The organism is Oryzobacter terrae (assembly GCF_042756445.1).
GTDB classification, from domain to species: Bacteria; Actinomycetota; Actinomycetes; order Actinomycetales; family Dermatophilaceae; genus Oryzobacter; species Oryzobacter terrae.
In genome coordinates this window covers 2,264,011-2,288,769 of sequence record NZ_CP170578.1, presented here as the reverse complement: position 1 = coordinate 2,288,769, position 24,759 = coordinate 2,264,011, and the positions used below count along the sequence as shown (strand labels likewise).

Here is a 24,759-nt window from a genome sequence, read left to right as displayed (position 1 = left end):
GACGCACCACGGAGCGGGCGGTCCCCCTGACGGGGTGCCGCCCGCTCCGCCGTTGCGGAAGGGTCAGGCGGGGGTGGGGTCGGCCCCGCGCCGGAGCAGGCTCGGGAGCCGGAGCCGGCGGGTGCGCTTCTCCCCTGACGCGCGCTCGCGACGGGCGAGCAGGGGGCGGGGGTCGGCGTCGGAGCGCAGCCGGGCCCACCGGCTCGTGCGGGTCCGCAGCGCTGCGCGCACCTCGTCGGCGCTCGCGACCGCGGAGGCGACCGCCGCCTCCGACCCCTCCCCGGGGCCGAAGACCACCCCGTCGGCGACGGTGGCGACGACCGCGGCCTGCGGGGTGCGGGACTCGGCGGGCCGGTAGGCCGCGGCGTGCTCACCGGGTCCGCCACCGGCCGCGCCCTCGGGGGCGGGCACGGCGAGGGCGGCGTCAACGGCCAGCGCCTGCTCGCGGCGGGTGACCCGGCGCGGAACCGCCACCCCGAGCGAGCGGGCCTCGGCGACGAGGTCGCGCCACAGCCACGCCGCGCGCGCCGGGACCGGGCCGGTGCTCGTGTGGCGACGCCGACGGCGCCTCTTGAGCAGGCGCACGACGAGGACGTAGAGGGCGGCGAGGACGAGCGGGAGCACGACGGCGAAGACGAGGAGCTTCAGCCACAGCGGCCAGGCCGCGATGTCGAACGGGCTCTTCTTGCGCTTGGCCAGGTCGGTGGCGTTCTGCGCCTGGTCGGGCCCCTGGAGGAGCGAGGGCGGGTTGACGCCCGCCGGCGGGGGGACCTGCGCCCCGACCTTCTGCTCCTCGGACAGCAACTGCTGCTCGCTCGGGGTCTTGTCGCGCGGGGGGACGAAGGTGTTGGCGGCCAGGGGGAACCAGGTCCCGTCGTCGAGCTGCAGCTCGACCCAGGCGTGGACGTCGCGGCCGCGGACCGTGCCGTCGGCGGGCACCTCGGCGCCCATGACGACCCGGCTCGGGATCCCGAGCTTCTGGCCCGCGAGCGCGAGGGTGGCGGCGTACTGCTCGTCGTTGCCGGCGAGCTTCGTGGAGTTGACGAAGCGCCCGAGGCGGGCGACCGCGTGGCCGGGCAGGTAGACCTTCTCGAAGCTGTTCGGGGTACCGCCGTCGGTGTACGTGCCCTCGGTGCGCATCTGGTTGGCGACGGCGAGGAACTTGCGCCAGGTGCCGTCGGCGCGGCTGGTCCACGCGTCGAGCCGGGCGTCGAGGAGGTCGGTGTCCTGCGCCGTCGAGCCGCCGGACGCGAGGTCGAGGTCCTCGGGCAGCCGCTTGGCCAGCGGCCGCTGGACGAGCGCGGTCATCCGGTAGCGCTCGCCGCCGAGGAGCTGGCGCGGGACGACGGCCGTCTCGGTGTCGGTGTTGAGCCACACCTCGGAGCCGAGCTCGTCGGCGCGCGGGCCCTCGAACTCGATGCGGGTCGGCGCCCCGACGGTCGGCAGCCACGGACCGCTGTAGCCGCCCTCGACGACCTCGACCTCGACCTCGACGGGGCTCCCGACGCCGCGGGTCCCGATCCGCGAGCCGACCTGCTGGAACGGCACGCCGTCGGTGCTGCGGTCGGCCGCGCCCCAGACGAGGCCGTCGTAGGCGTCGAGGGTGGCGAAGCGGACGGCCCCCCCTGCGGGGAGCCCGGTGACGCGCAGGACCGGCTGGTCGTAGAGCTCGGCCGGGTTGGGCTCGGTGTACTGGCGGAACCCGGGGAGCGGGCTGGGGAACTGGGAGACGTCGAGCGGCGGGACGAGGGAGGTGCGCACCACCTCGCGGCGGGCGCCGGCCTCCGCGCCCGGGAGCAGCGGGCCCGCGAAGAGCCCGGCGACGAGCGCCACGGCCAGCAGGGCGACCCCGGTGGCGAGACGAGCGGTACGGCCGGCACCGTTCTGGACCGGGGGTCGCGCGCGGTGCGCCCGCACGACGAGCCACCCCACGAGGACGAGGGCGAACCCGGCCCCCTGGAGCAGGACCGCGGCGGGTTCGAGGGTCCCGAGGGCGATGGAGCCGGCGAGGAGGGCCACCGGGGCGAGCGCCGTGAGTGGCACGTTGGCCCACCGGCGCGCGACGCCGAGGGTCAGGGCACCGCCGAGGAGCCCGGCCAGCCAGGGCAGCGCGAGCACGGGCCCGCGGGCGTCGACCGGGGGCAGGAGGGTCAGCCACCGCTTCCAGCCGAGGACGGCCCACTCGGCGAGGTCGCGGAAGGTCTGCAGCGTGGGGACCACCCCGCCGACGAGGTGGTCGCGCACCGCGACCGGCCCGCCGAGCAGGAGGTACACCGCCGCGACGACGAGGAACGTCGTGATCGCCATCCAGCGCCAGGCGCTCGCGAGGTGCCCGATGACGAGGCCGAGAGCGAGGCCGACCCCCGCGGCGACGATCCACTGCGGGCCGAGGAACCCGGTGCGCAGGCCGACGAGGGCGAGGACGACGAGGGCCGTGGCGAAGCCGGCGTCGACGAGGGCGTCGGCCGACAGCACGGCGCGCCGCCAGCGGCTCGGCTCGTCGGGGTCGCGACGCCGGCGGGCGCGCTTCGGGGCACCACCGCGCAGGGCGGTCGCGAAGCCCGGCGCCTCGGCGGCGCGGTCGGCGTGGGGGGAGGGCTGCTGGCTGCTCATGCGAGGGCTCCGGCGAAGAGGACGCGGCGCAGGTCGGTGAGCTCGCGGACGTGGAGCATGACGAGGTCGCCGAGCCGGTGGACGCCCACCTGCTCGTGGTCGTCGACGATGATCGCGACCTTGATGACCTCGGGCTCGAACTGCCCGAGCGTGCGCTGCACCTGGATGAAGGGGCGGCTGGCGCCCGTGACGAGGACGGCGACGCTGGCGTCGGGCGCCAGGGTCGAGGCGTGCCCCGCGGCGCCGTAGACGTCGACCGTCCCGACCTGCGCGCGGGCCAGCGAGTCGAGGGTGAGGGGAGCGGTCGTCCTCGAGACCGACTGCCGGTTGCACACGACGGTGGTGTCCTGCTCGTCGAGGATCGAGCGCACGGCGAGCGAGGCGGCGCACGAGATGGCGAGCTCGACGTCCTCCTCGCCGCCGGCGTAGACGTCGGGGGTGGTGTCGACGACGACCGCGAGGTGCGAGCGGCGGGTGTCGAGGAACTGGCGCACGAGCAGGCGGCCGTGCTTGGCCGAGCTGCGCCAGTGGATGTAGCGGCGGTCGTCGCCCGGCTGGTACTCGCGCAGCGCGTGGAAGGCGAGGTCGGACATCGACAGGTCGGGTGTCACCTCGCCCTCGAGGTCGCGCAGGAGGCCGGCGCCCAGGCTCTCGAGGGAGATCGTCAGCGGGTGGACGAACAGCTCGGTGCGCTCGGTCCACGCGACGGTGCGGCGGACGAGCCCGAGCGGGTCGCCGTGGACCGTCGTCGCCGGGCCGACCGGGACGACGCCGCGGTGGCGCGTCGGGACGACGAAGAGCTCCTCGTGGGTGCGGCCGGACGCGAGGGCGGGCAGGGTGAAGCGCGCGGCGGTGTCCCCGACCGGGAGCTCGACGAGGAGCGGGAGCATCCCGCGCTTCGAGGCGTTGGCGACCTCGATGCGCCCGGTGGCGGGGTCGCCGACGGTGACCCGGGTCGGCTCGACGTCGACCCGGATGCGCACCTTCGCCCGTCCGACCGCGAGGGCGACGCAGGCGAGGACGAGGACGAGGCAGGTGACCGCGACCATCGACAGCTCGACCCACTGGTAGCGCACGGTGAGCCACCACGCGACGAGCCCGACGAGCAGGATGGTCCAGCCGAGCGGGGAGACCCACCGCAGCACCTCGAGCACCGGGTGCCAGACCCGACGGGTGGAGTCGGCGAGCGGCTTGATCCGCTCGCCCGTGAGGACGATGATCCGCGCCCCCGTGCCGGTGAGGGCGCTCGGAATCGTGACGCGGGGCAGGGTGATGGTGCGCGTGCGGGTGTCGCCGGCCGCCCGGGCCCGGCGGCCGACCGGGATCTCGGCCGGGTCGGGCGCCCGGCGGACCCGGATCCTCGGCAGCGCGAAGCGGCGTCCGGTGCGGGGCGCGCGCTCGCGGCGCGGCCTCGGCTCCCGCGCGGCCTTCGCCGCCTTCGGGGACTTCGGGGCCGTGGACCGCTTCCGGCGCCCGGCGCGGGTGTCCGGGTCGGGCTCGCCGCCCGCTCCCGGCCGTGACCCCGGAGTCGACGGGCCCGACGCCGGGGTCGCCGACGACCCGCCCCGCGCGCGCAGCGCGGAGCGGGAGACGGTGGCGCCGTCGTCGGCGGCGGTCGCGTCCCCGGTGAGGTCCGGGCGGCGCGACGTCGACCCGTCGTCGGTGCTCATGACGCGAGGCGCTCCGTGGGAGGCGACACCTCGGCGAGGATCTGGGTGATGACCTGCTCGACGGTGATGCCGGCGAACGCGGCCTCCGCGGTGACGAGGAGCCGGTGGTTGAGCACGGGCTGGGCGAGCAGCTTGATGTCGTCGGGGGTGACGTGGTCGCGCCCCTGGCTGATCGCCCAGGTCTTCGCGCAGCGCACGAAGGCCAGGCAGCCGCGCACCGAGAGCCCGAGGCGCACCGAGACGTGCCGCCGGGTCTCCTCGGCGATCCGCGAGACGTAGTCGAGGATCGCGTCGTCGACGTGGACCTCGTCGGCGAGCTCGGCCATGTCGATGACGACGCTCGAGGTGACGACCGGCTCGAGGGCCTTGGTGCGGTCACGCGTCTTCGCGTCGCGCAGCACCCGGACCGTGGCGTCGTGGTCGGGGTAGCCGAGCGAGGTCTTCATGAGGAAGCGGTCGAGCTGGGCCTCGGGGAGGCGGTAGGTCCCGGCCTGCTCGATGGGGTTCTGGGTCGCGATGACCATGAACGGCGAGCCGACCTCGTGGCGGACGCCGTCGACGGTGACCTTGCCCTCCTCCATCACCTCGAGCAGCGCCGACTGCGTCTTCGGCGAGGCGCGGTTGATCTCGTCGGCGAGGACGATCGTCGCGAAGATCGGGCCCCGGTGGAACTCGAAGACCTTGGTCCCCGGGTCGTAGATCGTCACGCCGGTGACGTCGCTGGGCAGCAGGTCGGGGGTGAACTGGATGCGCGAGTTCGTCCCCTGCACCGTGCCCGAGATGGCACGCGCGAGCTGGGTCTTGCCGGTGCCCGGGAAGTCCTCGAGGAGCAGGTGCCCCTCGGAGAGCATGCAGGTGAGCGACAGGCGGATGACGTGCTCCTTGCCGAGCACCGCCTTGTCGCAGTTGGCGACCATGGCGGAGAACGTCTGGGAGAACCAGGCGGCCTGGTCTGCGGTGACGGTCATGCGGGGAGTTCCTTTCGAGCAGGGTCGAGGGACATCGGTGCTCACCAGCCCACGGCCGGCGAGTTGTGACAGGTTCCGCTGCGGCACAGCTGGACGTAGATGCTGCCGCCGCCCTCGGCGATGACGATGCCGGTGCTGCGCCAGTTGCTGGTCATCCCGGTCTCCCCGGTCGTGCCGGTGCCGTCGTTGCTCGGGTAGAACTGGATGGAGGACGTGAAGAGCTCGGCGTTGGAGCCACCCCGGCGGACGATGACGGTCCAGCCCCCGCCCCCGGGCGGGAAGTAGCGCACGTCGAAGTTCACCCGCGGGCAGCCGCCGCCGGTGCACGACCCCACCGCGTTCGGCGGACGGTACGACGGCCCCTTGTGGAGGTTGAAGACGTCGGGGGTCGGGTTGGGGATGGTCACGGTGTCCCAGCCCGTCCAGCCCGACCAGCCGGCGGCCGAGTGGGCCCGGACCCGGATGCGGTAGCTGCCGCCGGGCGAGCCGTTGACGCGGTGGGAGGTCTTGTTCCCCCCGAAGGTCCCCCCACCGGGGCCCTCGACCTCGACCTGGTCGATGTTCCGGCCGTTCTCGGGCAGGTTCCACGACCACACGGCGTCGTTGCCGGACGCCGACCCGCTGAGTCCCGAGGGGGTCAGGGTGTCGCGGTACGGCGTGGCCGCGCGCGAGACCCGCTCGGAGTCCCGGCCGCCGGAGTTGACGGTCCACACGGTGATGGTCCGCTGCTGCGTGGGGCTGGTGTCGAAGGCGGCCGTCTTGAGCACGACCTGGGTGCCCGGGGTGCAGCCGCAGGCGTGGGTGCCGCTCTTGCCGCCGCCCTCCCAGCGGATGGCGGTGAAGGCCCCGGCGCGCGGCTGGCCGACACCGACGGTGAGCTGGATGCGGCCGTCGGGGTCGGGAGTGGCCACGGCGAGGGTCGGCGTGGAGGGCTGGCCCACCGAGGTGAACGACGACGCGTTCGCGGTGGGGCCCTCGATGCCGGCGCCGTTCGTCAGCGTCGCGGAGTAGCGGTAGGTGCGGCCGTCGTAGGGGATGACGTCGCGTGCCGTGCGCACGTCGGGCGAGGTCCGCGCCACCTCGGTCCACGCGCCGCCGTCGATCGAGCGGTAGAGCGTGTAGCCGCTCGTGGGCGGACCGTTGGGTCGCCCCTGCTCCCACGAGATCGTCAGCGTCGCCGAGTCGGCGGCGGGGCCGGGGCCGCTCGCCGCGATGGCCGGGGCCGGCAGCGCGGGCGGGGTGCCGGCCGACTGCATCGTCACGGCCTGACCGAAGGGTCCCGCGCCCAGCTCGTTCCACGCCTGGACCTGCACCGACTGCTCGGACTCGTTGTCGAGGCCGCCGATGGTCGTCGTCGTCGAGGTGGCCGGGACGTCCTGCGTCCTGGTGTCGCCCGCGGCCGAGACGACGCGCACGACGTACTTCTCGAGCGGGCTGCCCTCGTTCTCGGGGACGTCCCACGCGATGTCCAGGGTGCCGTCGCCGCGGTCGACCATCCGCACGCCGGTGACCTGCCGCGGCAGGGTGTCGGGACGCACGGTGTTGCTCGGGGCGCTCGGGGTGCCGTCACCGACGCCGTTGCGCGCGGTGACGGTGAACGTGTAGTCCTTCCCGTTCGTCAGGCCCGTGATGGTGCACGGCGAGGCGGTGCACTCGGTGCTCCCGCTGGACCCGCCGGAGTGCGCGATGGTGTAGCCGGCGACGGTGGAGCCGCCGTCGTACGTGGGAGGCAGCCACGACACCCGGGCCTGGCCGCCGGCGTCGCGGTCGGCGACCGCGCTGACCTGCCGCGGCTCGCTCGGCGTGCCGAGCATCGTCACCTCGATGCGGCCGTCGGCGCGGCGCTCGGGACCGTCGGAGACGACGACGGCCACGGTGGCCTCGGGCGAGGGACGCTCGCCGACGGTGAGGGTGACGGTGCAGCCCGAGCTCGCGGCCGTCAGCCCCGAGCCGCTCTCGACCCGGGCGGAGAGGATCGAGCACCTCGGCTGGACGAGGGGGCTGTCGAGGTAGCCGGCGAGGTCGACGGTGCGCGACTGTCCCTCCTCGAGCCCGGTGACCGAGACGGGGCGCAGCCGCGGCGGGCCGAGCTCGGCCGAGTCCAGCCCCACGACGTCGACGGCGATGGCGACCGGCTGGTCGAGGCCCTCGGTGCGCACCTCGAGCACCCCCTGGGACGTCTGCGCGTCGACGTCGGCCGTCAGGGTGAGGCGGCGACCTCCCTCGCCGTCGACCGCGAGCGAGGCGTCGGGCTCGGTGCGCCAGCTCGTGTCGAACGCGACGTCGTCGAAGGACATCCCGACGGGCAACCACGCGTGGCAGTACGTGGGGATGTCGAGGACGCGGGGCAGCCCGCCGGCGACGACGCGCAGCGAGGTGTCGGGGCAGCGCAGGAGCGGGACCTTCGGACCGATCTGGACCGGGATCGACACGTAGGCCGTGCCGAAGTCCTTCTGGTCGACGGCGTCCTGGTCGGTGACCTCGAGCATGACCGCGGCGGGTCCGACGTAGCCGCCGGAGGCCTGGAGCGAGAGCGTCCGGTTGTCCTCGAGGGTGACGGCGAGGTTCTGGGCGGGCGAGGCGCTGACGGTCTCGGCCGCGGTGACCGACACGACCCGGCCGCGCGGCGACCTCACGTGGTCGTTGAGCGGGACGGTCACCGACGCGTCCCTGTCCATCTGGATCAGGCTGCCGGCGACGACGAAGGGCTGGCCGTTGGCCCCGGTCGGGACCTGGATGAGCGCCATCGCCCGGGCGCCGTCCTCGTCCTCGATGACGTACGGCACGGCGTGGGGGTGGTCCAGGACGGTGACGCGGACCTGCCCGGCCTCGACCGTCGCGTCGGCGCTCAGGACGTCGACGATCCTCAGCGTCTCGGGGTCGGAGTCGAGGTCGGTGTCGTTGGCGAGGGCGTCGACGAGGGTCGAGGTCTCCCCCGGCTTCGGCGTCGCGACGTCGTCGCGGGCGACGGGGGGGTTCACCCAGTCCTTGACCGGGCGGACGAGCACCGAGGCGCGCGAGGGGTCGAACAGGCCGTCGCTGATCCCGTAGACGAGCTCGTGGAGCCGGCTGGTGTCGGCGGGGACCTTCGTCGTCACCGTGTTGTCGTCCTCGACGCGCCATGCCGTGTTCGTCGAGGCGTCGTTGAGCGGCTCGGTCTCGACCTCGACGACGTCGCCGCGGGCGATGAGGTCGTTCTGCAGCGGCTTGACCGTGACCGTCTTGCCGGGCGCGGCGAAGACCTCGTCGTTGACCGCGACGGGCGGCTGCGGGTCGCCGGGCTGGACGACCCCGACCCGCACGAACGCCCGGCTCGTCGAGCCGAACCGGTCGCGCACCTCGTAGCTGACGACCTCGGTGCCCGCGGCGAGCGGGTACGCCTCGTAGCGGATCGTCGACGGCCCGATGGCGACGACCCGGCCGTGGGTGAGGTCGACGGCCCCGCCCTCGGCGCCGACGATGCCGGTGACCGAGACGCTGTCGCCGTCGGCGTCGACCCCGAAGGTCGGCACCGTCATCGTGATGGGGTCGCCGGCGGTGACGGTCGCCGAGAAGCTGCGCGCCACCGGTGCCTGGTTCGGCCGCTGCTGGGTGGGCAGCGGGGTGACCGCGATCCGCACCCGCGCGGTCTGGGCGCGCTCCTTCATCCCGTCGGCGAAGGCGGCGTACTCGACGGTGACGAACCGCTCGGCCTTCAGGCCCCTGGCCTCCGGGACGTAGCGGATGACGTTGCCCGAGGCGAAGGCCCGCTGCGCGTCGCCCTTGCTCACGACCGTGACGCTCGCGGGGTCGACCTGCAGCGGGATGCCGTCGGCCATCGTGTCGTTGTCGAGGACGGGGACCGAGACGGTGTCGCCCTCACGGACGGTGGCGGTGTCGTCGGCGACGAGCGGGAGGGAGTCGTCGAGCGGCCCCTGCTGGAGGACGGCGACCTCGCCCGTCGTGCGCTGGGTCCCGTCGCTCACCGTGTAGCGGACCACGCCGCGCCGGCCCTGGTCGCCCGCCTCGAGCGGGGCGGGCTCCTTGGCCTCGATCCGGATCCAGCGCCCCTGGTAGATCGAGGGCTGGAGCCAGGCGTCCTCGCCGTCGGCGCGGGTGGCGGCGGTGACGAGGACGTCGCCGCTCGGGCTGTAGTCGTTGGCGAGGACGTCGACCATGACCGGCGCCTGGTCGTGCAGTGTCGCGGTGTCGGGGACGGCGACCGGGGGCACGCCGTCGGGGGGCGGGGTCAGGTCGACCCGGACCCGGCCGGGTGCCGCGCCGGCCCCGGTCTGCGCCGAGTACGTGAGCTCGAAGGTGCCGGCGACCGAGCCGGTGACGGTGACCTGTCCGGTCGCGAGGTCGGTGTCGACCTCCAGGGGGCCGACGGGCCGGACCTCGGCCCGCAGCCGGAGGACGGCGTCGGGCTCGCCGGGGTCGGCGCCGGGGACGTCGTTGCCGAGCGGCTCGATCTGCAGCGGCTTGCCGACGACGCCGCGCACGGCGTCGGGCTGGGTGCGCGGCGGGACGAACGTGCCGTCGCGGGTGCCGAGCACCTGGGCGGTGACCGAGCCCTTCGTCGTGCCGCCCCGCCCGTCGGTGACGAGGTAGGGGATCGGCTGCTTGCCGACCTTCGAGGGCGCCGTGAGGGTGATCCGGCCCTGGCCGTCGACGACGCCACCCTCGACGTCGGCGCGCGCGGCGAGGATGTCGCTCTCGGGGTCGCGCCAGTCGGCGAGGACCGGCACCGAGAGGCGCTTGCCGGCGATGACGGGGTACACGGTGGCCGCCAGGGCCTTGGCGCCCCGGCGCAGCCTCGGCGGGGTGTTCACCGAGTCGGCGACGACCCGCACCGTGACCTTCGCGGTCCCCTTGCCCTTGACCTTGCCGTTGTTGACGGCGTAGTCGAAGGTGAACGCCTTGTCCTGGGTCCTCTCGGGGACGGTGACGTCGATGGCCTGGCCGTCGGCCGAGACCGTGGCCGTGACGCCCTCGAGGCTGGGCCGCGAGACGTCGGCCGGGTCGATCGAGAGCACCGAGCCGGCGACGTCGGTGTCGTTGTCGAGGACGTGGAGCTTGCTCGTGCGACCGGGACGGACCGAGAGGTCGTCGGGCTCGGCCTTCGGCGGGGTGTTGAGGGACGCCTCGTCGACGAGGTTCTCGTCCTTCTTGTCGTTGTCGTCGTCCTGCTTGGTCGGCGGGACGAGGGCGTCCCAGTTGTCGATCTTCGTCGGCTTGTCGTCGAGGTCCCAGACACCGCCGTTGTCGAGGTCGTTGAGCAGGACGATCCCATGGTTGACCCGGAAGGCCACGCCGTCGCGGGTGTCCTCCTCGCCCCGGGCGGGCAGGGTGGCGGTCGGCTGGTCGCCGCGCCGGCCGCAGTTCGCGCCGTAGAAGACCTGGCCGGCCTCGGCCCAGGCGGCGTGCAGGCACCCGCCGAGGACGACGGGCCTCGTCACGAGGGTGGAGCCGGCCACGCGGTCGACCTGCTCCTGGACCGCGACGCCCCCGGGCGAGGCGCCGCCGTCGAGCGGGACGAGGACGGTGCGGGTGGGCCCGGCGACCGCGACCGTGTCGGCATCGGGACCGGGCTGCTGGAGGGCCGCGTAGCGGCTGCTCCCTGGGGTGGTGACCTGGGCGTCGAACCCCTCGGGCTCGGCCTCGGTGTGGACGGTGTCCTTCGCGGCGTCGTAGGCGACCCAGCGGGAGCCGACGGCCGTGATGTCGGGCGCCTGGGTGCGCAGCGCGGTGTCGACGACGGTGGCCGCCCCGAACCGGTCGGCGACGACGGGCACGGTGGTGACCCTGCCGGTGGCACCCGAGACCGCGTGGACCCCTCCCGAGGCGTCGACGGCGATGGCGCCGGCCTTGCCGATCGTCATCACCGGCTTCTCGGTGGGCGCCAGTGCGGGCAACGAGGTGACCCCCCGGCGGGTGTCGACCCGCTGCGCCCAGACCTTGCCGCTCTCGCGGTCGAGCAGGGCGATGGTGCCGCCGCGCAGGTCGACCGGCGACGGGGTGAAGGCCCCGGCCTTCGGGGGGGAGGTCACGAGGGAGGCGACGGCGTCGCCGGACGTCGAGGTGCGCGGGTCGATGGGGAAGAGCTGCCCGGCGCCCGTGCCGACGCCGAGGACCGCGGCGCCGTCCTGGAGGACGTCGAGGCCGCTGCCAGCGGCGACGCTCGTCGCGACCCCGGTGTCGAGCTGGCCGATCGGGACGTTGGCGCGGGCGAACTTCGCCTGCGCGCCCGAGCTGACCCACACGCCCGAGTCGTTGAGGCGGGCCTCGTGGACCGTGGTGCCCTCGCTGGCGACGGCCGCGTAGCCGAGGCCGGAGGCGACGAGGACGACCGCGACGGTGCTCGCCGTCCGGCGGCGGGCACGGCCCACCGCCCGACGTCCGGGCCCCCGAGCAGCCATCCTCGTCCTCTCGTGCGCGCGCGAACGTCCCCGACGGGACGCAACGGTGTGTCCCCGGCCTTCACCCCGGCCGGGTGCACCCAGCCTAACCGGGGCGCTGCGGCCCTCGGCCCGATCGGGGCGGGGAGCACTCCCCGGCGGACGAACTCCGCGGAAACCGCGGAACCCGGGCCGTCTCGGGGACCCGGGGAACCGTCCGTGGCGGGCGGCCGCCGGCGGCCCGGGCGTCAGTCGAGCAGGCGGAGGTCGGCCTCGGTGACCATCCGGGTCGACAGGGCGTGCTCGACGAGGCGGGCCTTGCGGTTGCTCGCGAGCTTGCCCGGCCCGCCGTGCAGCCCGCGGGTCCCGGCGTCGGCGAGCTTCTGGCACACGTTGTCGAGCTTGCGGTTGAACTTGGTGACCGTCCAGCCGAGCCGCTCGGCGGCGTCGGCGGACGAGGGGATCTGGCCGTGGCCGGCGTAGGTGCTCGTGAGGAAGCCCTCGCACAGGGCGACGACGAGCAGCTTCTGGTCGGGCGTCATCGAGACCCGGCCGACGGTCGTCTGGGCGCCCGACTCCTCCGGCTCGGGCTCGGCGGCGGTCTCGACCGAGACGAAGGGGGTGTCGGTGAGGAGGATGTCGAAGTCGTAGGTCGTCGGGCCGGCCGTGAACCAGACGGTGAAGGCCTCGAGCGCGAGGGGGATCCGGGCGCCGGGCGAGAGCCACGCCTGGAACAGGCCCTTCTTGTCGGCCACCGTCGCCGTGAGGGTCGAGCCGACGTTCGACAGCCACCACAGGTCGTGCTCGCGGTGCAGCTGGAGGAAGACGCGGTGGAGGTAGGGGTTGTCGTCGATCTCGACGTCGGCGACCCGGCCGATCGTCAGCGGAGCGGTGTCGGTCGCGGGGAACTCCTCCCCGCAGAAGTCGACGATGGCGCCCATCGGTGTCCCTCCCTCTCGTCGGCCACCGGTCGGTCCGGCGCCCGTGTCGTGCGTGCGTCTAGCCGGCGGTCTGGCAGCGGATGGCCGAGCGCGGCGAGGTGATCCCCGTCTTGCGCGCCACGGTCACCTGGGCGCAGACGAGCGAGCCGTCGGCCGCCTCGACGGTGTGCCTGGCGGCGCCGGTGACGGGGGTGACGGTCGCGTCGGCGACGCCGGCCTCGCTGTCGGCCACCCGCAGCTGGAAGAAGTCGCCCTCCTCGACGCCGACGTAGTTCCACGAGAAGGTCACCGACCCGGCGGCGGACCGCGCGTCGATGGCGGGCTGCTCGGGGTAGTCGACCGCCCGCGTCGGGGCGCCCGTCTGGGTGCGGACGCTCGCGCTCGGCTGCGCCGTCGGCTCGTCGTCGCGGCCCAGGGCCCACACCAGCGCTCCGACGAGCCCGACGACGAGCAGGGCGATGACGCCGAGGATGACGCCGCCGCTCACCGTCGTCGGCTCGTCCTCGTCGGGCTCGGCCTCGGTCGGGCGGGCCGGGCGCGGGGTCTCGGGGAGGGCGACGGAGGTCGGGGTGCGCACCATCGTGCGGTCGTGGTCGCTCTCGCCCCGGCTGCCCGCCCGCGGCATCTCGGCGACGGTGGTGTTGCCCTCCTCGTCGAGGACGACGACCGGCGTGCGCGGCAGGCGCTGCTCCTGCTCCACGGCCTGGAGCCCGCGGGCGAGCTCGAGGGCGGTCTGGGGGCGGGTGTCCGGCTTCTTCGACATCGCGTGCGCGAGAAGGCGTTCGAGCGAGACGGGGACGTCGGCGCGGCCGGTGGGCGGGACCGGGACGGCCCGGATGCGCGGCATCAGGGCGTAGGCGGAGTTGTCGCCGCCGGGCTGCTCGAAGGGCGAGCGCCCGACGAGGAGGTGCCAGAGGGTCGCGGCGAGCGAGTAGACGTCGGAGCGCGAGTCGCCGTTGGACTGGCCGTAGAGCACCTCGGGCGGCGACCACGGGACCGAGACGCCGACGTCCTCGTCGACGTCCTCGGCGTGCCCGCCCCGGCCGGCGATGCCGAAGTCGGTGAGCCCGGGCTGGCCGTACTGGCTGACGAGGACGTTGGCCGGCTTGATGTCGCGGTGGATGATGCCCGCGCGGTGGGCCGTCTCGACGGCGCTCGCCAGCTGGATCCCCGTGCGCAGCACCTCCTCGACCGTCATGCGGTCGGTGCGCGAGCGCACGGCGAGGTTCGGCGGCGGGTAGTACTTCATCACGAGGTAGGCGCCGCCGTCGGCCGTCTGGTCGCTGCGGAAGACCTGGACGATGTAGGGGTGGTCGCCGAGCTGGGCCATCGTGTTCGCCTCGTCGACGAACTGGCGCCGGATCGCGGCGGTGAGCCCCTCGCGCTTGAGGACCTTGACCGCGACGTTCATCCGCGGCTGCTGCTGCTCGTAGAGGAAGACGTCGGCGTACCCACCGCTGCCGAGCGGGCGCACGAGCTCGAGCCCCGGGATGCGGGGCGCGTCGGAGGCGCTCACCCGTCGACCTCGTAGGTGAGCGAGACCTCGTCGGCGAGGGTGATGACGGCACCGGGCTCGATGCCGTGGTCCTCGGTGGGCCGCAGCCGCACGGGCTCCTGCCCGGGCAGGGTCACCGTGGTGCCGTTGGTCGACCCGAGGTCGCGGACGAGGACGTGCCAGCCCTCGAGGACGACCTCGGCGTGGTTGCGGCTGATGTCGCGGTCGGCGTTCCCGACGCGCACCAGGTGCGGGCGCTGGCTCGGCGGGAGCTCCTCGTTGACTCGGGGGGCGCGACCGAGGAGGACGCCGCGGTCGAGCGGGACGGCGCCGCCGGTGGAGATGCGCAGCAGCCCGAGCGAGGGCCGCGGAGTCTGGAAGGGCTGCTGCGGCGGGATCTCGCGGCCACAGGTCCGGCAGGTCCCGGCGTGCGGGGGTGACGGGTGGCCCGCCGGGCAGAGGACCGCGAGGACGACCGGCCGGTCGAGGTCGTCGTCGGTGCGGAGCAGGGCGCCCCGGTCGGTCGTGACGTCGGGGGCCGGGTGCTCGTCGGCGACGGGCGGCTCCGGGAGCGGCTCGTGGCGGGTCTCGTGCGACGGGTTCGCGACCGTCCCGGGCCGGTGCCGGGGGTCGGAGGACGGGGAGTCCGCCGGTAGGGGGTCGGCCGGCGGGGGGTCGGCCGGCGGGGGCGGCGGCACGTCCTCGACGGGCGGTGGCGGGGGCGGGGGCGTGTGGACCGGGAGCTCCGCGGTCGGCGGCTGGCCGGTGGGGGCCGGGGCGCCGGCGCCGCGGCGCCAGGGCACCGAGTCGATGAGGCCGCCCTTCGGCGGGGCCGACACGGGGACCCGGGCGGCCGGTGGCAGGCCCGCGGACGCCTCGTCGGGCGGTGGGAGCGTGAGGTCCGGCTGGACCCGAACCTCGTCCGCCGTCTCGTCCCGCTGGCCTTCGTCGGCAGGGATGTCGTCCTCCGCCGTCCCCGATTCGACCGAAAGGTCACTCTGGGTACGGGCGCCCTGGTCGTCCGAGGGCCCGTCCCCCGGGTCAACATCGACCAACAGGGCGATCTTGTCCCGCTCAGCGTCGTCCGAGGGCTCCTCCACCGGCTCCGGCTCGGGCTCCGGCGTACCGGATTCGACCGAAAGGTCACTCGGGGTACGGGCGCCCTCGTCCTCCGAGGGCCCGTTTTCCGGGTCAACATCGACCAATAGGGCGATCTTGTCCCGGTCGGCCTCGTCCTCCGGTCCCTCAACCGGCTCCGGCTCGTCCTCGGGCGTACCAGAATCGACCGAAAGGTCACTCGGGGGACGGGACTCGACCTGGGGCTGCTCGGCGGCGGGCGCGGTGGCGGCGGCGACCGCGCCGGAGCGGGCCAGGCGGGCGGGGCGGCGCCAGCCCCGGGGGGCCTCGGGCTCGGGGGCCGCGACGGCCATCTCGTCGCCCGCGCTCGCGAGGTCGACGTCGACGTCGCGCCAGGGCTGCCGCCCGTCGGCCGTGATCCGGGTGCCGTCGCCGAGGACGACCGCTGCGGCCCCGCGCACGACGACCCGCACCACGTCGTCGCCGACCGAGACGGCGGCGAGGTCGGGGGTCCCGGCGAGCCCGTGGGCCGACAGCGCCTCGAGGAGCCCGACCAGCCCGCCGGCGGCCGCGGCCGTGAGCGGCTCGGCGTGCCGGTCGGCGGCGGCGACGACCGCGTGGACGCCGGGCCCGACGACCTCGATCCACCCGGGGTGCACGACGCTGCGCACGGTGGTCACGGGCGGCTCCTACGGCAGGCGGGCGGGTCGGGACGTCAGGGCACGGGACGACCGAGGGGTCGTGGACAGGGGTCCCCGGCCACAGAGTAACCGGGGCCCGCGGCGGCCGGTGGCGCAGCGGTGGGACGGGTCCACCACCGTCGTGACCGGCGACACCCGACGCCGGACCTACCCGCCCGCGCACCGCCCCCGCACCGCCCCCGGACGCCCGACCGGTGGACGCCCGGCGCGCCCACGCGGCGGGCCCGGGCGCGGACGGGCACGATGGGGGTCGTTCCCCAGGAGGCTCCGTCTTGCTCGTCACCGTGGCGCTCATCCCGCCCGAGCACGTCCTCGACGACGTCGAGACCGCGCTCGGGCGCTCCCCCGCGCCCCCGGGCGAGTTCGTACGCGTCGCGCGCAACTCCCTCATGCTCCCGGTCTTCGGCCTCGGCAACATCACCCGGCCGATGGTCACCTCGCTCGCCCACTACATCCACGAGGAGCTCGACACCTCCGAGCCCTCGCCCCGCGTCCGGTTCAGCGGCGTCTGGGCCATCGAGGAGGAGGGCGACCCCACCATCGGCCTGCCCCTCGTCGGCGAGGTCGAGCGCGTCGAGGACCTCGCCCGCCGCCTGCCGCGGATCGTCGCGACGCACGGGTTCTTCGTCGACCGGCGGCGCTTCCAGCCGCGGATGACGCTCGGCTCGGTCACCCCGACGACCTCGCTCTCCTGGCTCGAGCGCCTCGTTGGCGACCTCGAGGGCCACGCGTCGCCCATCTGGTCGGTCTCGGAGGTCGTCCTCCTCCGGCCGCGCTTCGACGACGACGGGCCCGAGGCCTGGGAGGTCGTCGAGACCATCAGCACGGGGATCGACCCCGTCTGAGGACGAGCGCCCGGCCTCAGGTCCGGAGCAGGCCGGCGCGCGGTGCGGTGTCGGCGTCGTCGTCGCCCTCGTCGTCCCACGCGTCGACCGTGACGACGACGACCGAGACGTTGTCGCGCCCCCCCGCGCGCACCGCGGCGGCGACGAGCTGGTCGGCGGCGATCTGCGGGTCGGCGTACTTGCGGGCGATGAGCATGATCTCGCGGTCGTCGAGCTCCCCGGACAGGCCGTCGCTGCAGATGACGAAGCGCTCGCCACGCACCGGTGCCAGCACCCAGGTGTCGGCGACGGGCGCCGGGTCGGACCCGAGGGAGCGGGTGATGACGTTGCGCATCGGGTGGGTGGCGGCCTCGGACGCGTCGATGACGCCGGCGTCGAGCAGCTCGCGGACCTCGGAGTGGTCGCGGGTCACCAGGCTCATCCGGTTGTCGGCGAGGCGGTAGACCCGCGAGTCGCCGATGTTGAACACCACCCAGTGCTCGTGGCCGCCGGCGACGACGACGGTGATGCCGGAGACGGTCGTGCCCATGCCGCGCTGCTCGGGGGCCCGGGCCTGGGAGTCGAGGATGCGGCGGTTGGCCTCGCGCAGGACCTCGGCGACGTCGTCGGGCTGCTGGGCGGGGCGCTCGTGGAGGTGGCGCAGGGACTCCACGGCGATCCGGCTCGCGACCTCGCCGGCCGCGTGGCCGCCCATGCCGTCGGCCACGGCGAAGACCATGCCCTCGGCCAGGACGCAGTCCTCGTTGTGGTCGCGGACCCGGCCGACGTGCGTCGAGACCCCCGAGCGCACCCGCAGCGCGCTGCCCCCGAGGTTCCGGTGCTCGCCGCGGCTCACGGGCGCTCCCCCACGACGATGGTCTCGAGGACGGACTGGAGGGTGTCGTAGTCGGCCTCCAGGCCCACGCCGCGGACCCGGCCGGTCGCGACGACGAAGCGGTCGGCGGCCGCCCCGGTGGCCCCGGTGGCCCCCTCGGCCGGCGTCTCGTCGACGAGGGAGACGAGCGCGACCTCGACGACGGGCCCGCCCGGCTCGTCCCACGAGACGTTGCGCGCAGCCCACTCGCGCCCACCGATCTCCACGACGAAGACGTCCTCCAGCTCGCTGCCGGCGGGGGCGGACGCGCTGGTCAGCCCGTCGACGAGGACGCTCGCGTCGACGCCGGCCGCGGTGTGCGCCGCGACCCCGACCTCGACGAGGTCGCCGGCGCTGCCCGTGCCACGGGCCCGGAGCAGGCCGGCCCCGGCGGGGACCGGCTCCCAGCCCTCGGGGACCTCGAGCGTCACCGCCGGCGGTGCGGGGGCGACGGGACCCGGGAAGGCGAGGACGGGCATGGAGCAGGGCTCCCTTCCGGGACGACGAACGTGAGGACCGAGCCTAACCGGGTGAGGCCCGCCGGACCCATGGGGAGAACTCCCCACCCCGTGGACGCGCCCATGACCGCGGGCGCGCGCGTGCCGAGGGTGCGGCGACCCGACGTGCCAGACTGCACCGACCCTCCGCAGGGACTCACGACAGGTGGACAGCAACGATGAGCGAGACGCGCCCGACCCTCGACGGTGACTGGGACTTCGACCCCGCGCACACGCGCATCGGCTTCTCCGCGCGCCACGCGATGGTGACGACCGTGCGCGGGTCGTTCAACGACGTCGAGGGCCACGTGCACGCCGACCTGGAGGACCTGTCGAGGTCCTCGGTCTCCGTCACCCTCCAGGCGGCCAGCGTCGACACCCGCTCCGCCGAGCGCGACACCCACCTGCGCAGCGCCGACTTCTTCGACGTCGAGACCTACCCCGAGATCACCTTCGTCAGCACCCGCGTCGAGGAGGTCGGGGAGGGCGCGTTCGCGGTGTCCGGCCGGCTGACGATCCGCGACGTCACCCAGGAGCTGATGATCCCCATCGCCCTCGTCGGCGTCGAGACCGACTCCTTCGGGACGCTGCGGGCCGGCTTCGAGGGCTCGCGCCGGGTCAACCGGCGCGACTTCGGGCTCGAGTGGAACATGCCGCTCGACTCCGGCGGCGTGCTCGTCTCCGAGAAGATCACCCTCGAGTTCGAGATCTCGGCGATCAGGCGCACCGACCCGGCGTCCTGACCGACCTCAGGCCCGCGACTCGGGCTGCTCGGCCCACCACGCGTGGAGCCGCTGCGTCGCGGCCTCCTTGCCGATCGGGCCCTCGGAGGTGCGGACCTCGAGCAGGTGCTTGTAGGCCCGCCCGAGCACCGGTCCCGGCCTGATGCCGAGCTCGGCCGCGATCTCGTTGCCGTCGAGCTCGGGGCGCAGGGCCTTGAACTCCTCCTGCGCCTGCAGGGCCTCGATGCGTCGCTCGAGGTCGTCGTACGTCGCGGCGAGGCGCTTGGCCTTGCGCACGTTGCGGGTCGTGCAGTCGGCACGGGTCAGCCGGTGCAGCCGGGGAAGGAGGTCGCCGGCGTCGACGACGTAGCGCCGCACGGCGGAGTCGGTCCACTGGCCGTCGCCGTAGCCGTGGAAGCGCAGGTGCAGCTCGACGAGCCGCGCGACGGCCCTGGTCGTGTCCTTGTCGAAGCGCAGCGCCTTCAGGCGCTTGCTCGTCAGCTTGGCGCCGACGACCTCGTGGTGGTGGAAGGAGACCCCGCCCCCGTCCTCGAAGCGCCGGGTGGCCGGCTTCCCGATGTCGTGGAAGAGCGCGGCCAGGCGCAGCACGAGGTCGGGGCCCGGCACCGACTCGGGCGGCGCTCCGGGCGCTCCCTCGAGGTCGATCGCCTGCTCGAGCACCGTCATCGAGTGCTCGTAGACGTCCTTGTGGCGGTGGTGCTCGTCGACCTCGAGCTGGAGCGCCGGCAGCTCGGGGAGCACGTGCGCCGCGAGGCCGCTCGCGCACAGCAGCTCGAGTCCGGCGCGCGGGTGCGGTGCGAGGAGCAGCTTGACGAGCTCGTCACGCACCCGCTCGGCCGAGACGATGGCGATCGAGCCGGCCATGTCGCGCATCGCCGCGTAGACCTCGGGGGCGGGGACGACGCCGAGCTGGGCGACGAAGCGCGCCGCGCGCATCATCCGCAGCGGGTCGTCGCCGAAGGAGACCTCGGGCGTCGTCGGCGTCCGCAGGTGACCGGCCTCGAGGTCGGCGAGGCCGCCCCAGGGGTCGACGAAGGCGAGGTCGGGCAGGCGCAGCGCCATGGCGTTGACCGTGAAGTCGCGCCGGACGAGGTCGTCCTCGAGGGAGTCGCCGAACGCGACGACCGGCTTGCGGGTCTGCCCGTCGTAGGCGTCGGCGCGGTAGGTCGTCACCTCGACGACGGTGTCGCCGCGGCGGGCGCCGATCGTCCCGAAGGCGCGGCCCATGTCCCACGTCGCGCTGCCCCACTCCTTGAGGACCGCCTCGGTGGTGTCCGGGCGGGCGCTCGTCGTGAAGTCGAGGTCGATCGCCGCGCGGCCGAGGAACGCGTCCCGCACCGGGCCGCCGACGAGGGCGAGGGTGTGCCCCGCCGCCGCGAACCGCTCCCCGAGGTCGGTGAGGACCGGGAGGACGGGCGCGAGCTCGGCGACCGCCTGGCGGAGCCAGGCCGCGGGGGGCTGACGGGTGGGCACGAGGACCAACCTATTCGGCGCGCGGGCGTGCCCGGTGCCACCGAGGTCCCGGGTGGCGCACGGGTCCACTCGTTACAGTGACCGGATGAGCCATGCCGCGACCGACCCCACCGGGGTGCCGCCCCGGCGGCTCCCGGCCGTGGAGGAGCGCAGCGCCGGTGGCGTCGTCGTCGACGTCCACGAGGGCGAGGCCCGGATCGCGGTCATCGCCCGGCGCAACCGGGCCGGCCGGGTCGAGTGGTGCCTGCCCAAGGGCCACATCGAGGGCGAGGAGACCCTGCCGCAGACCGCGGCGCGCGAGGTGGCCGAGGAGACCGGCATCGAGGGCGTCGTCCTCATCGAGCTCGGGACCATCGACTACTGGTTCGCCGCGGGCGAGCGCCGGATCCACAAGTACGTCCACCACTACCTCCTCGAGGCCGTCGGCGGGCACCTGACCATCGAGAACGACCCCGACCACGAGGCCATCGACGTCGCGTGGCTCCCCCTGCGCGAGGCGCACCGCCACCTGACGTTCCCCAACGAGCGCCGGATCGCGCGGGTGGCGTGGCAGCGCCTCGCCGGCGACGCGTGAGCGCCCGCCGCACCCGAGGACCCGCCCGATGACGTCCGACCCCCCGTCGAGCCCGCCCGCGGGCGGCCCCGACGACCACCCGGAGGACCAGGTCGGCGAGCGCCCGCCGAGCACCCAGCCGAGCGTCGGGCGGGCCGGCGCCATCATGGCCGGCGGCACGTTCGCCAGCCGGGTCGTCGGCCTCGTGCGCACCGCGATGCTCACCGGGGTCATCGGCACCACGGGCTACGCGGCCGACGGCTTCACGGCCGCGAACACGCTGCCCAACTCGTTCTACATCCTCATCGCCGGGGGCGCCCTCAACGCGATCCTGGTGCCGCAGATCGTCCGGGCCCGGCTGCGGCCCGACGGCGACGAGTTCGTCAACCGGATCATCACGCTCTCGCTCGCGGCCCTGTTCGGCGCGACCGTCCTCGCCACGCTCCTCGCGCCCCTCATCGTGCCGCTGTACTACCGGACGCGCTCGGAGGAGGCGATCGCCCTCGCCGTCGTCTTCGCCTACGTCTGCCTGCCGCAGATCTTCTTCTACGGGCTGTACACGATCCTCGGGCAGGTCCTCAACGCGAACGGGCGCTTCGCGGGCTTCATGTGGGCGCCGGCGCTGGCGAACGTCGTGGCGGTCGTGGGGCTCGTCGTCTTCATCCGGATGGGCTTCCCCCAGAACGCGGCGCCCGGCGACTGGACCCCGGCGATGATCGCCGTCCTCGCCGGCTCGGCGACCCTGTCGATCGTGGCCCAGGCGGTCTGCCTCGTCATCCCGCTGCGGAGGATGGGGTTCCGCTACCGGCCGGTGTGGGGGGTGCGCGGCGTCGGCCTCGGCGAGGTCAGCAACGTCGCGAAGTGGACCTTCGGGTCGATCGTCGTCAGCCAGCTCGGCTTCCTCGTCACCTCCAACGTCCTCACCCGCGCCACGGACCTCGGCGAGCAGGCGGGCGACCCGACCGCCGGCCTCGCGGCCTTCAACCCCGCCCTCCTCCTCGTCATGCTCCCCCACGGGCTCATCACCGTCTCCCTCGTGACGGCGCTGTACACCCGCCTGTCCGAGGCGGCCAGCCACGACGACCACGCCGAGGTGCTGCGCCTGCACGGCCGCGGGCTGCGGCTGCCGTCGGTGATCCTCGTGCCCGGGGTCGTCCTCATCGGCGTCCTCGCGCCGTACGTCGCCTCGACCTTCTTCTTCACCAACACCCTCGAGGAGACCAAGGCCATCGCGATCGTCCTCCAGGGGCTGGTGTGGATGGTCCTGCCGATGGCGTGGACCTACCTCAACGACCGGGTCTTCTACGCCCACCAGATGACGTTCATGTCCTTCCGCATCCAGTGCGTGACGACCGGGCTGTCCTCGCTCGGGGCTCTCGTCGCGTCCCGGCTCGACCCCGGCCTCACGGCGTTCGCGCTGAGCCTGGGCCAGTCCTGCGCCGTCGTCGTCTCGTCGTGCGTCGGCTTCTGGGTGCTCCACCGGATGCACGGGCACATCGGGCTGCGCGGCGCCGGCGCGATGTACCTCAAGCTCCTCGTGCCGGCCGTCGTCACCGCCCTGGCGCTCGCGGCCCTCATCGCCGTCGTCCTCCCCGACCTCGGCGAGCGCCGCGGCGTGGGGGGCCTGGTCGAGGGCGGCCTCGTCCTCGGGGTCGCGGCGGTGGTCCAGGTCGCGGTGACGTGGGGGGTCGCGCGGGCCCTCGGGGTCACCGAGGTCGCCGCGGCGCTCGAGCCCGTGACGCGCCGTCTCCGTCGGGGCTGACCGTGCCTGTCTACGATGGGGCGAGCACCCGCCCCGGTGGGTGCCGCGCCTTCGTGCGCGCCGACGACGTCGACCAGGAGGAGCAGCGGTGAGGGGTGTGGGTCCGGGCACCGTCCTCGGCGGGCGGTACGCCGTCCACCGGAGGCTCGAGCAGCGCCGCGACACCGAGCGCTGGTCGGCCGACGACACCACGCTCGGCCGCCGGGTCTCCGTCCTCGTCATCGGCGCCGACGACGGCCGCACCCCCGACCTCCTCGACGCCGCGCGCCGGGCCGCCTCGGTCACCCACACCGTCTTCGTGCGGATCCTCGACGTCGGCAGCGACGCCGAGGTCTCCTACGTCGTCGAGGAGGACCTCAGCGAGGCCCGCAGCCTCACCGACCTCGTCACCGACGGTGGCGTCCCGGGCGACGAGGTCCGCCGGATCACCGGTGAGGTCGCCGCGGCCCTCGAGACCGCCCGCCAGCGCGGGATGCACCACCTCGAGCTCGAGCCCGACGACGTCCTGCGCACCCCCGAGGGCGACATCCGCCTGCGCGGCCTCGAGACCGCCGCCGTGCGCGCCGGTCACGAGGGCGCCGAGCCCGAGGACGCCGCCCGCCGCGACGCCGTCGGGGTCGTGGCCCTCGCCTACGCCGGGCTCACCGGGCTGTGGCCGCTCGGCGCGGGGGGTTCGGGCCTCGGCGCCGCACCGCGCGTGCCCGGCGGCGTCGCCGCACCCTCCGAGATCGCCGCGGGAGTCCCCCGTGACCTCGACGCCATCTGCCGCCTGACGATCAACGACGACCAGGGCCCCACGAGCCCGGGCGACTTCGCCCGGCAGGTCGCTCCCTGGCCCTCGCGCCAGGTCGTCGGCCGGCCCGTCGTCCCCGCGGTGACCCCACCGCGCCCCGACACCCTCGACGACCCGGTCGACGACGAGCCAACCCGGGCGTTCGACGTCCCCGCGGACGACGAGCCGGTACCCGACGCGGTCGACGAGGTCGACGAACCGAAGGCGGTCGTCGGGTCCGACGTGGAGACCGACGACGTGGCGGACGCCGGCCGGCCCAACGAGGCCGACGAGGCGACCCACGAGCTGCCGCGGGTGGTCGTCCCCGAGCACGGCGGCACCGACGACACCGTTCCGGAGGACGTGCCCGAGGACGACCTCGGCCACGAGGCCACCCGCGTCATCGCGCTGCCGACCGCACCCCCGAGCGGCGCGGGAGACGAGCCCGACCCCGACGCGCCCGCCCACGACGAGGCCGACCCCGCCGACGACGCTGACGGTGCCCGCCGCGGACCGACCGGGGCCGCCGGTGGCGCCGCGGCCGCCGGTGCTGCCGCCGTCGCGGCGCTCGGCTCGGTGGGGGGCCGGGTCAGCAACCTGGCCCGAGCGGCCGTCGACAAGGTCGCCGAGCTCTCCCCCGACACGACCTCGGCGCCGCGTGAGCCCCGAGAGCCCCGCGAAGCCCGGGCTCCCCGTCCGTCACGGGCCACCCGCGACCGGGGTGGCGCCGGCGAGCTCGAGGCCCCGGCACCCCTCGTCCCGTCGGAGCCGCTGACCAAGGACGAGTCCAAGCTCGCCCTCGGGATCGTCGCCGGCTTCCTCGTCCTCGCCCTCGTCATCGGGATCTGGGGGGTCTCGCGCATCGGCGCGAACACCGACCTCGAGCTCGGCGGACCGGCCGCCTCCTCCACCCGGACCTCGGCCGCGCCCACCTCGGCGGCCCCGAGCGACAGCGGCTCCCCCGCCCCGTCCGGCGACCCCGAGCCGCTGGCCATCCTCAAGGTCGAGGCCTACGACCCCGAGGGCGACGGCGAGGAGAACAACCAGCTGACCCCCAAAACCTACGACGGCGACACGGGCGACGGCTGGTTCTCCGAGAACTACCGCTCGAACGAGTTCGGCGGCCTGAAGAAGGGGCTGGGCGTCGTCGTCGACCTCGGGCCGAACAAGAAGCCGCAGGGTGTCGAGCTGACCGTCCCGGTCGCGGCCGACCTCGAGGTCTACGTCGGCCCCGACAACCGCCTCGAGGGCGCGACGAAGGTCGGCGAGAAGAAGGACGCGCAGGGGAAGGTCACCTTCCAGGTCCCGGCCGACGTCAGCGGCCAGTACATCGTCGTCTGGTACACCAAGCTCACGCCGGACGACCGCGAGAAGCGTCGGGCGTGGCTCAACGAGGTCGTCGTCACCGGCTGACGCCGG

General features: G+C 74.7%; 15 protein-coding genes. 5 read left to right on the top strand and 10 right to left on the bottom strand.

What is annotated here, in order from left to right; translation table 11 throughout:
* Positions 1-63 precede the first annotated feature (63 nt).
* The 7 genes from ACFWN3_RS10790 to ACFWN3_RS10760 all read right to left on the bottom strand — a co-directional run bounded on the left by ACFWN3_RS10790 (position 64) and on the right by ACFWN3_RS10760 (position 15,821).
* Positions 64-2,613 carry a transglutaminase family protein gene (locus tag ACFWN3_RS10790; protein WP_377639422.1) on the bottom strand — a complete coding sequence of 850 codons (2,550 nt, stop codon included), beginning with the start codon at positions 2,611-2,613 and terminating at the stop codon, positions 64-66.
* Positions 2,610-4,283 carry a DUF58 domain-containing protein gene (locus tag ACFWN3_RS10785; protein WP_377639420.1) on the bottom strand — a complete coding sequence of 558 codons (1,674 nt, stop codon included), beginning with the start codon at positions 4,281-4,283 and terminating at the stop codon, positions 2,610-2,612. Before ACFWN3_RS10785 ends, ACFWN3_RS10790 begins: the two co-directional genes overlap by 4 nt.
* Positions 4,280-5,251, bottom strand: coding sequence for an AAA family ATPase (locus tag ACFWN3_RS10780; RefSeq protein WP_377639418.1), 972 nt, complete (start codon positions 5,249-5,251; stop codon positions 4,280-4,282). Before ACFWN3_RS10780 ends, ACFWN3_RS10785 begins: the two co-directional genes overlap by 4 nt.
* A gap of 41 nt (positions 5,252-5,292) precedes the next feature.
* The gene (locus ACFWN3_RS10775; RefSeq protein ID WP_377639416.1) at positions 5,293-11,649 is read right to left on the bottom strand and encodes an Ig-like domain-containing protein; all 6,357 of its coding nucleotides are present in this window, start codon (positions 11,647-11,649) and stop codon (positions 5,293-5,295) included.
* Between the two features lie 227 nt (positions 11,650-11,876).
* Positions 11,877-12,569, bottom strand: a complete 693-nt coding sequence (locus ACFWN3_RS10770) for a hypothetical protein (RefSeq protein WP_377639414.1) — start codon at positions 12,567-12,569, stop codon at positions 11,877-11,879.
* A gap of 58 nt (positions 12,570-12,627) precedes the next feature.
* On the bottom strand, positions 12,628-14,085 hold the full coding sequence (locus tag ACFWN3_RS10765; protein ID WP_377639412.1) for a serine/threonine-protein kinase: 1,458 nt from the start codon (positions 14,083-14,085) through the stop codon (positions 12,628-12,630).
* Positions 14,082-15,821: an FHA domain-containing protein gene (locus ACFWN3_RS10760; RefSeq protein ID WP_377639410.1), complete on the bottom strand. Its 1,740-nt coding sequence runs from the start codon at positions 15,819-15,821 to the stop codon at positions 14,082-14,084. Before ACFWN3_RS10760 ends, ACFWN3_RS10765 begins: the two co-directional genes overlap by 4 nt.
* Before the next feature lie 293 nt (positions 15,822-16,114).
* Between ACFWN3_RS10760 and ACFWN3_RS10755 the strand changes: the two genes are divergently transcribed.
* Positions 16,115-16,687 (top strand): 2'-5' RNA ligase family protein, encoded by a 573-nt coding sequence (locus ACFWN3_RS10755; RefSeq protein ID WP_377639408.1) that lies wholly within the window; start codon positions 16,115-16,117, stop codon positions 16,685-16,687.
* Between the two features lie 16 nt (positions 16,688-16,703).
* Here ACFWN3_RS10755 and ACFWN3_RS10750 read toward each other — a convergent pair whose 3' ends face one another.
* Entirely contained in the window at positions 16,704-17,522 is an 819-nt protein-coding gene (locus tag ACFWN3_RS10750; protein WP_377639406.1) for a PP2C family protein-serine/threonine phosphatase, read from the bottom strand.
* Complete coding sequence (locus tag ACFWN3_RS10745; RefSeq protein ID WP_377639404.1) at positions 17,519-18,019, bottom strand: hypothetical protein; 501 nt, start codon at positions 18,017-18,019, stop codon at positions 17,519-17,521. Before ACFWN3_RS10745 ends, ACFWN3_RS10750 begins: the two co-directional genes overlap by 4 nt.
* A 197-nt stretch (positions 18,020-18,216) precedes the next feature.
* On the opposite strand from ACFWN3_RS10745, the gene ACFWN3_RS10740 reads away from it, so the two are divergent.
* Entirely contained in the window at positions 18,217-18,780 is a 564-nt protein-coding gene (locus tag ACFWN3_RS10740) for a YceI family protein (protein WP_377639402.1), read from the top strand.
* A gap of 6 nt (positions 18,781-18,786) precedes the next feature.
* Here the strand turns inward: ACFWN3_RS10740 and ACFWN3_RS10735 are convergent, their stop codons facing one another.
* On the bottom strand, positions 18,787-20,262 hold the full coding sequence (locus ACFWN3_RS10735) for a CCA tRNA nucleotidyltransferase (RefSeq protein ID WP_377639400.1): 1,476 nt from the start codon (positions 20,260-20,262) through the stop codon (positions 18,787-18,789).
* Positions 20,263-20,338: 76 nt separating this feature from the next.
* Between ACFWN3_RS10735 and ACFWN3_RS10730 the strand changes: the two genes are divergently transcribed.
* From ACFWN3_RS10730 to ACFWN3_RS10720, 3 genes are all read left to right on the top strand, one after another.
* A complete protein-coding gene (locus tag ACFWN3_RS10730; RefSeq protein WP_377639398.1) occupies positions 20,339-20,827 on the top strand; it encodes an NUDIX hydrolase in 489 nt (162 codons plus the stop codon).
* A 28-nt stretch (positions 20,828-20,855) separates the two neighbouring features.
* Entirely contained in the window at positions 20,856-22,568 is a 1,713-nt protein-coding gene (gene murJ, locus ACFWN3_RS10725; RefSeq protein ID WP_377639396.1) for a murein biosynthesis integral membrane protein MurJ, read from the top strand.
* Between the two features lie 88 nt (positions 22,569-22,656).
* Positions 22,657-24,753, top strand: coding sequence for a hypothetical protein (locus ACFWN3_RS10720; protein WP_377639394.1), 2,097 nt, complete (start codon positions 22,657-22,659; stop codon positions 24,751-24,753).
* Positions 24,754-24,759: the final 6 nt, after the last annotated feature.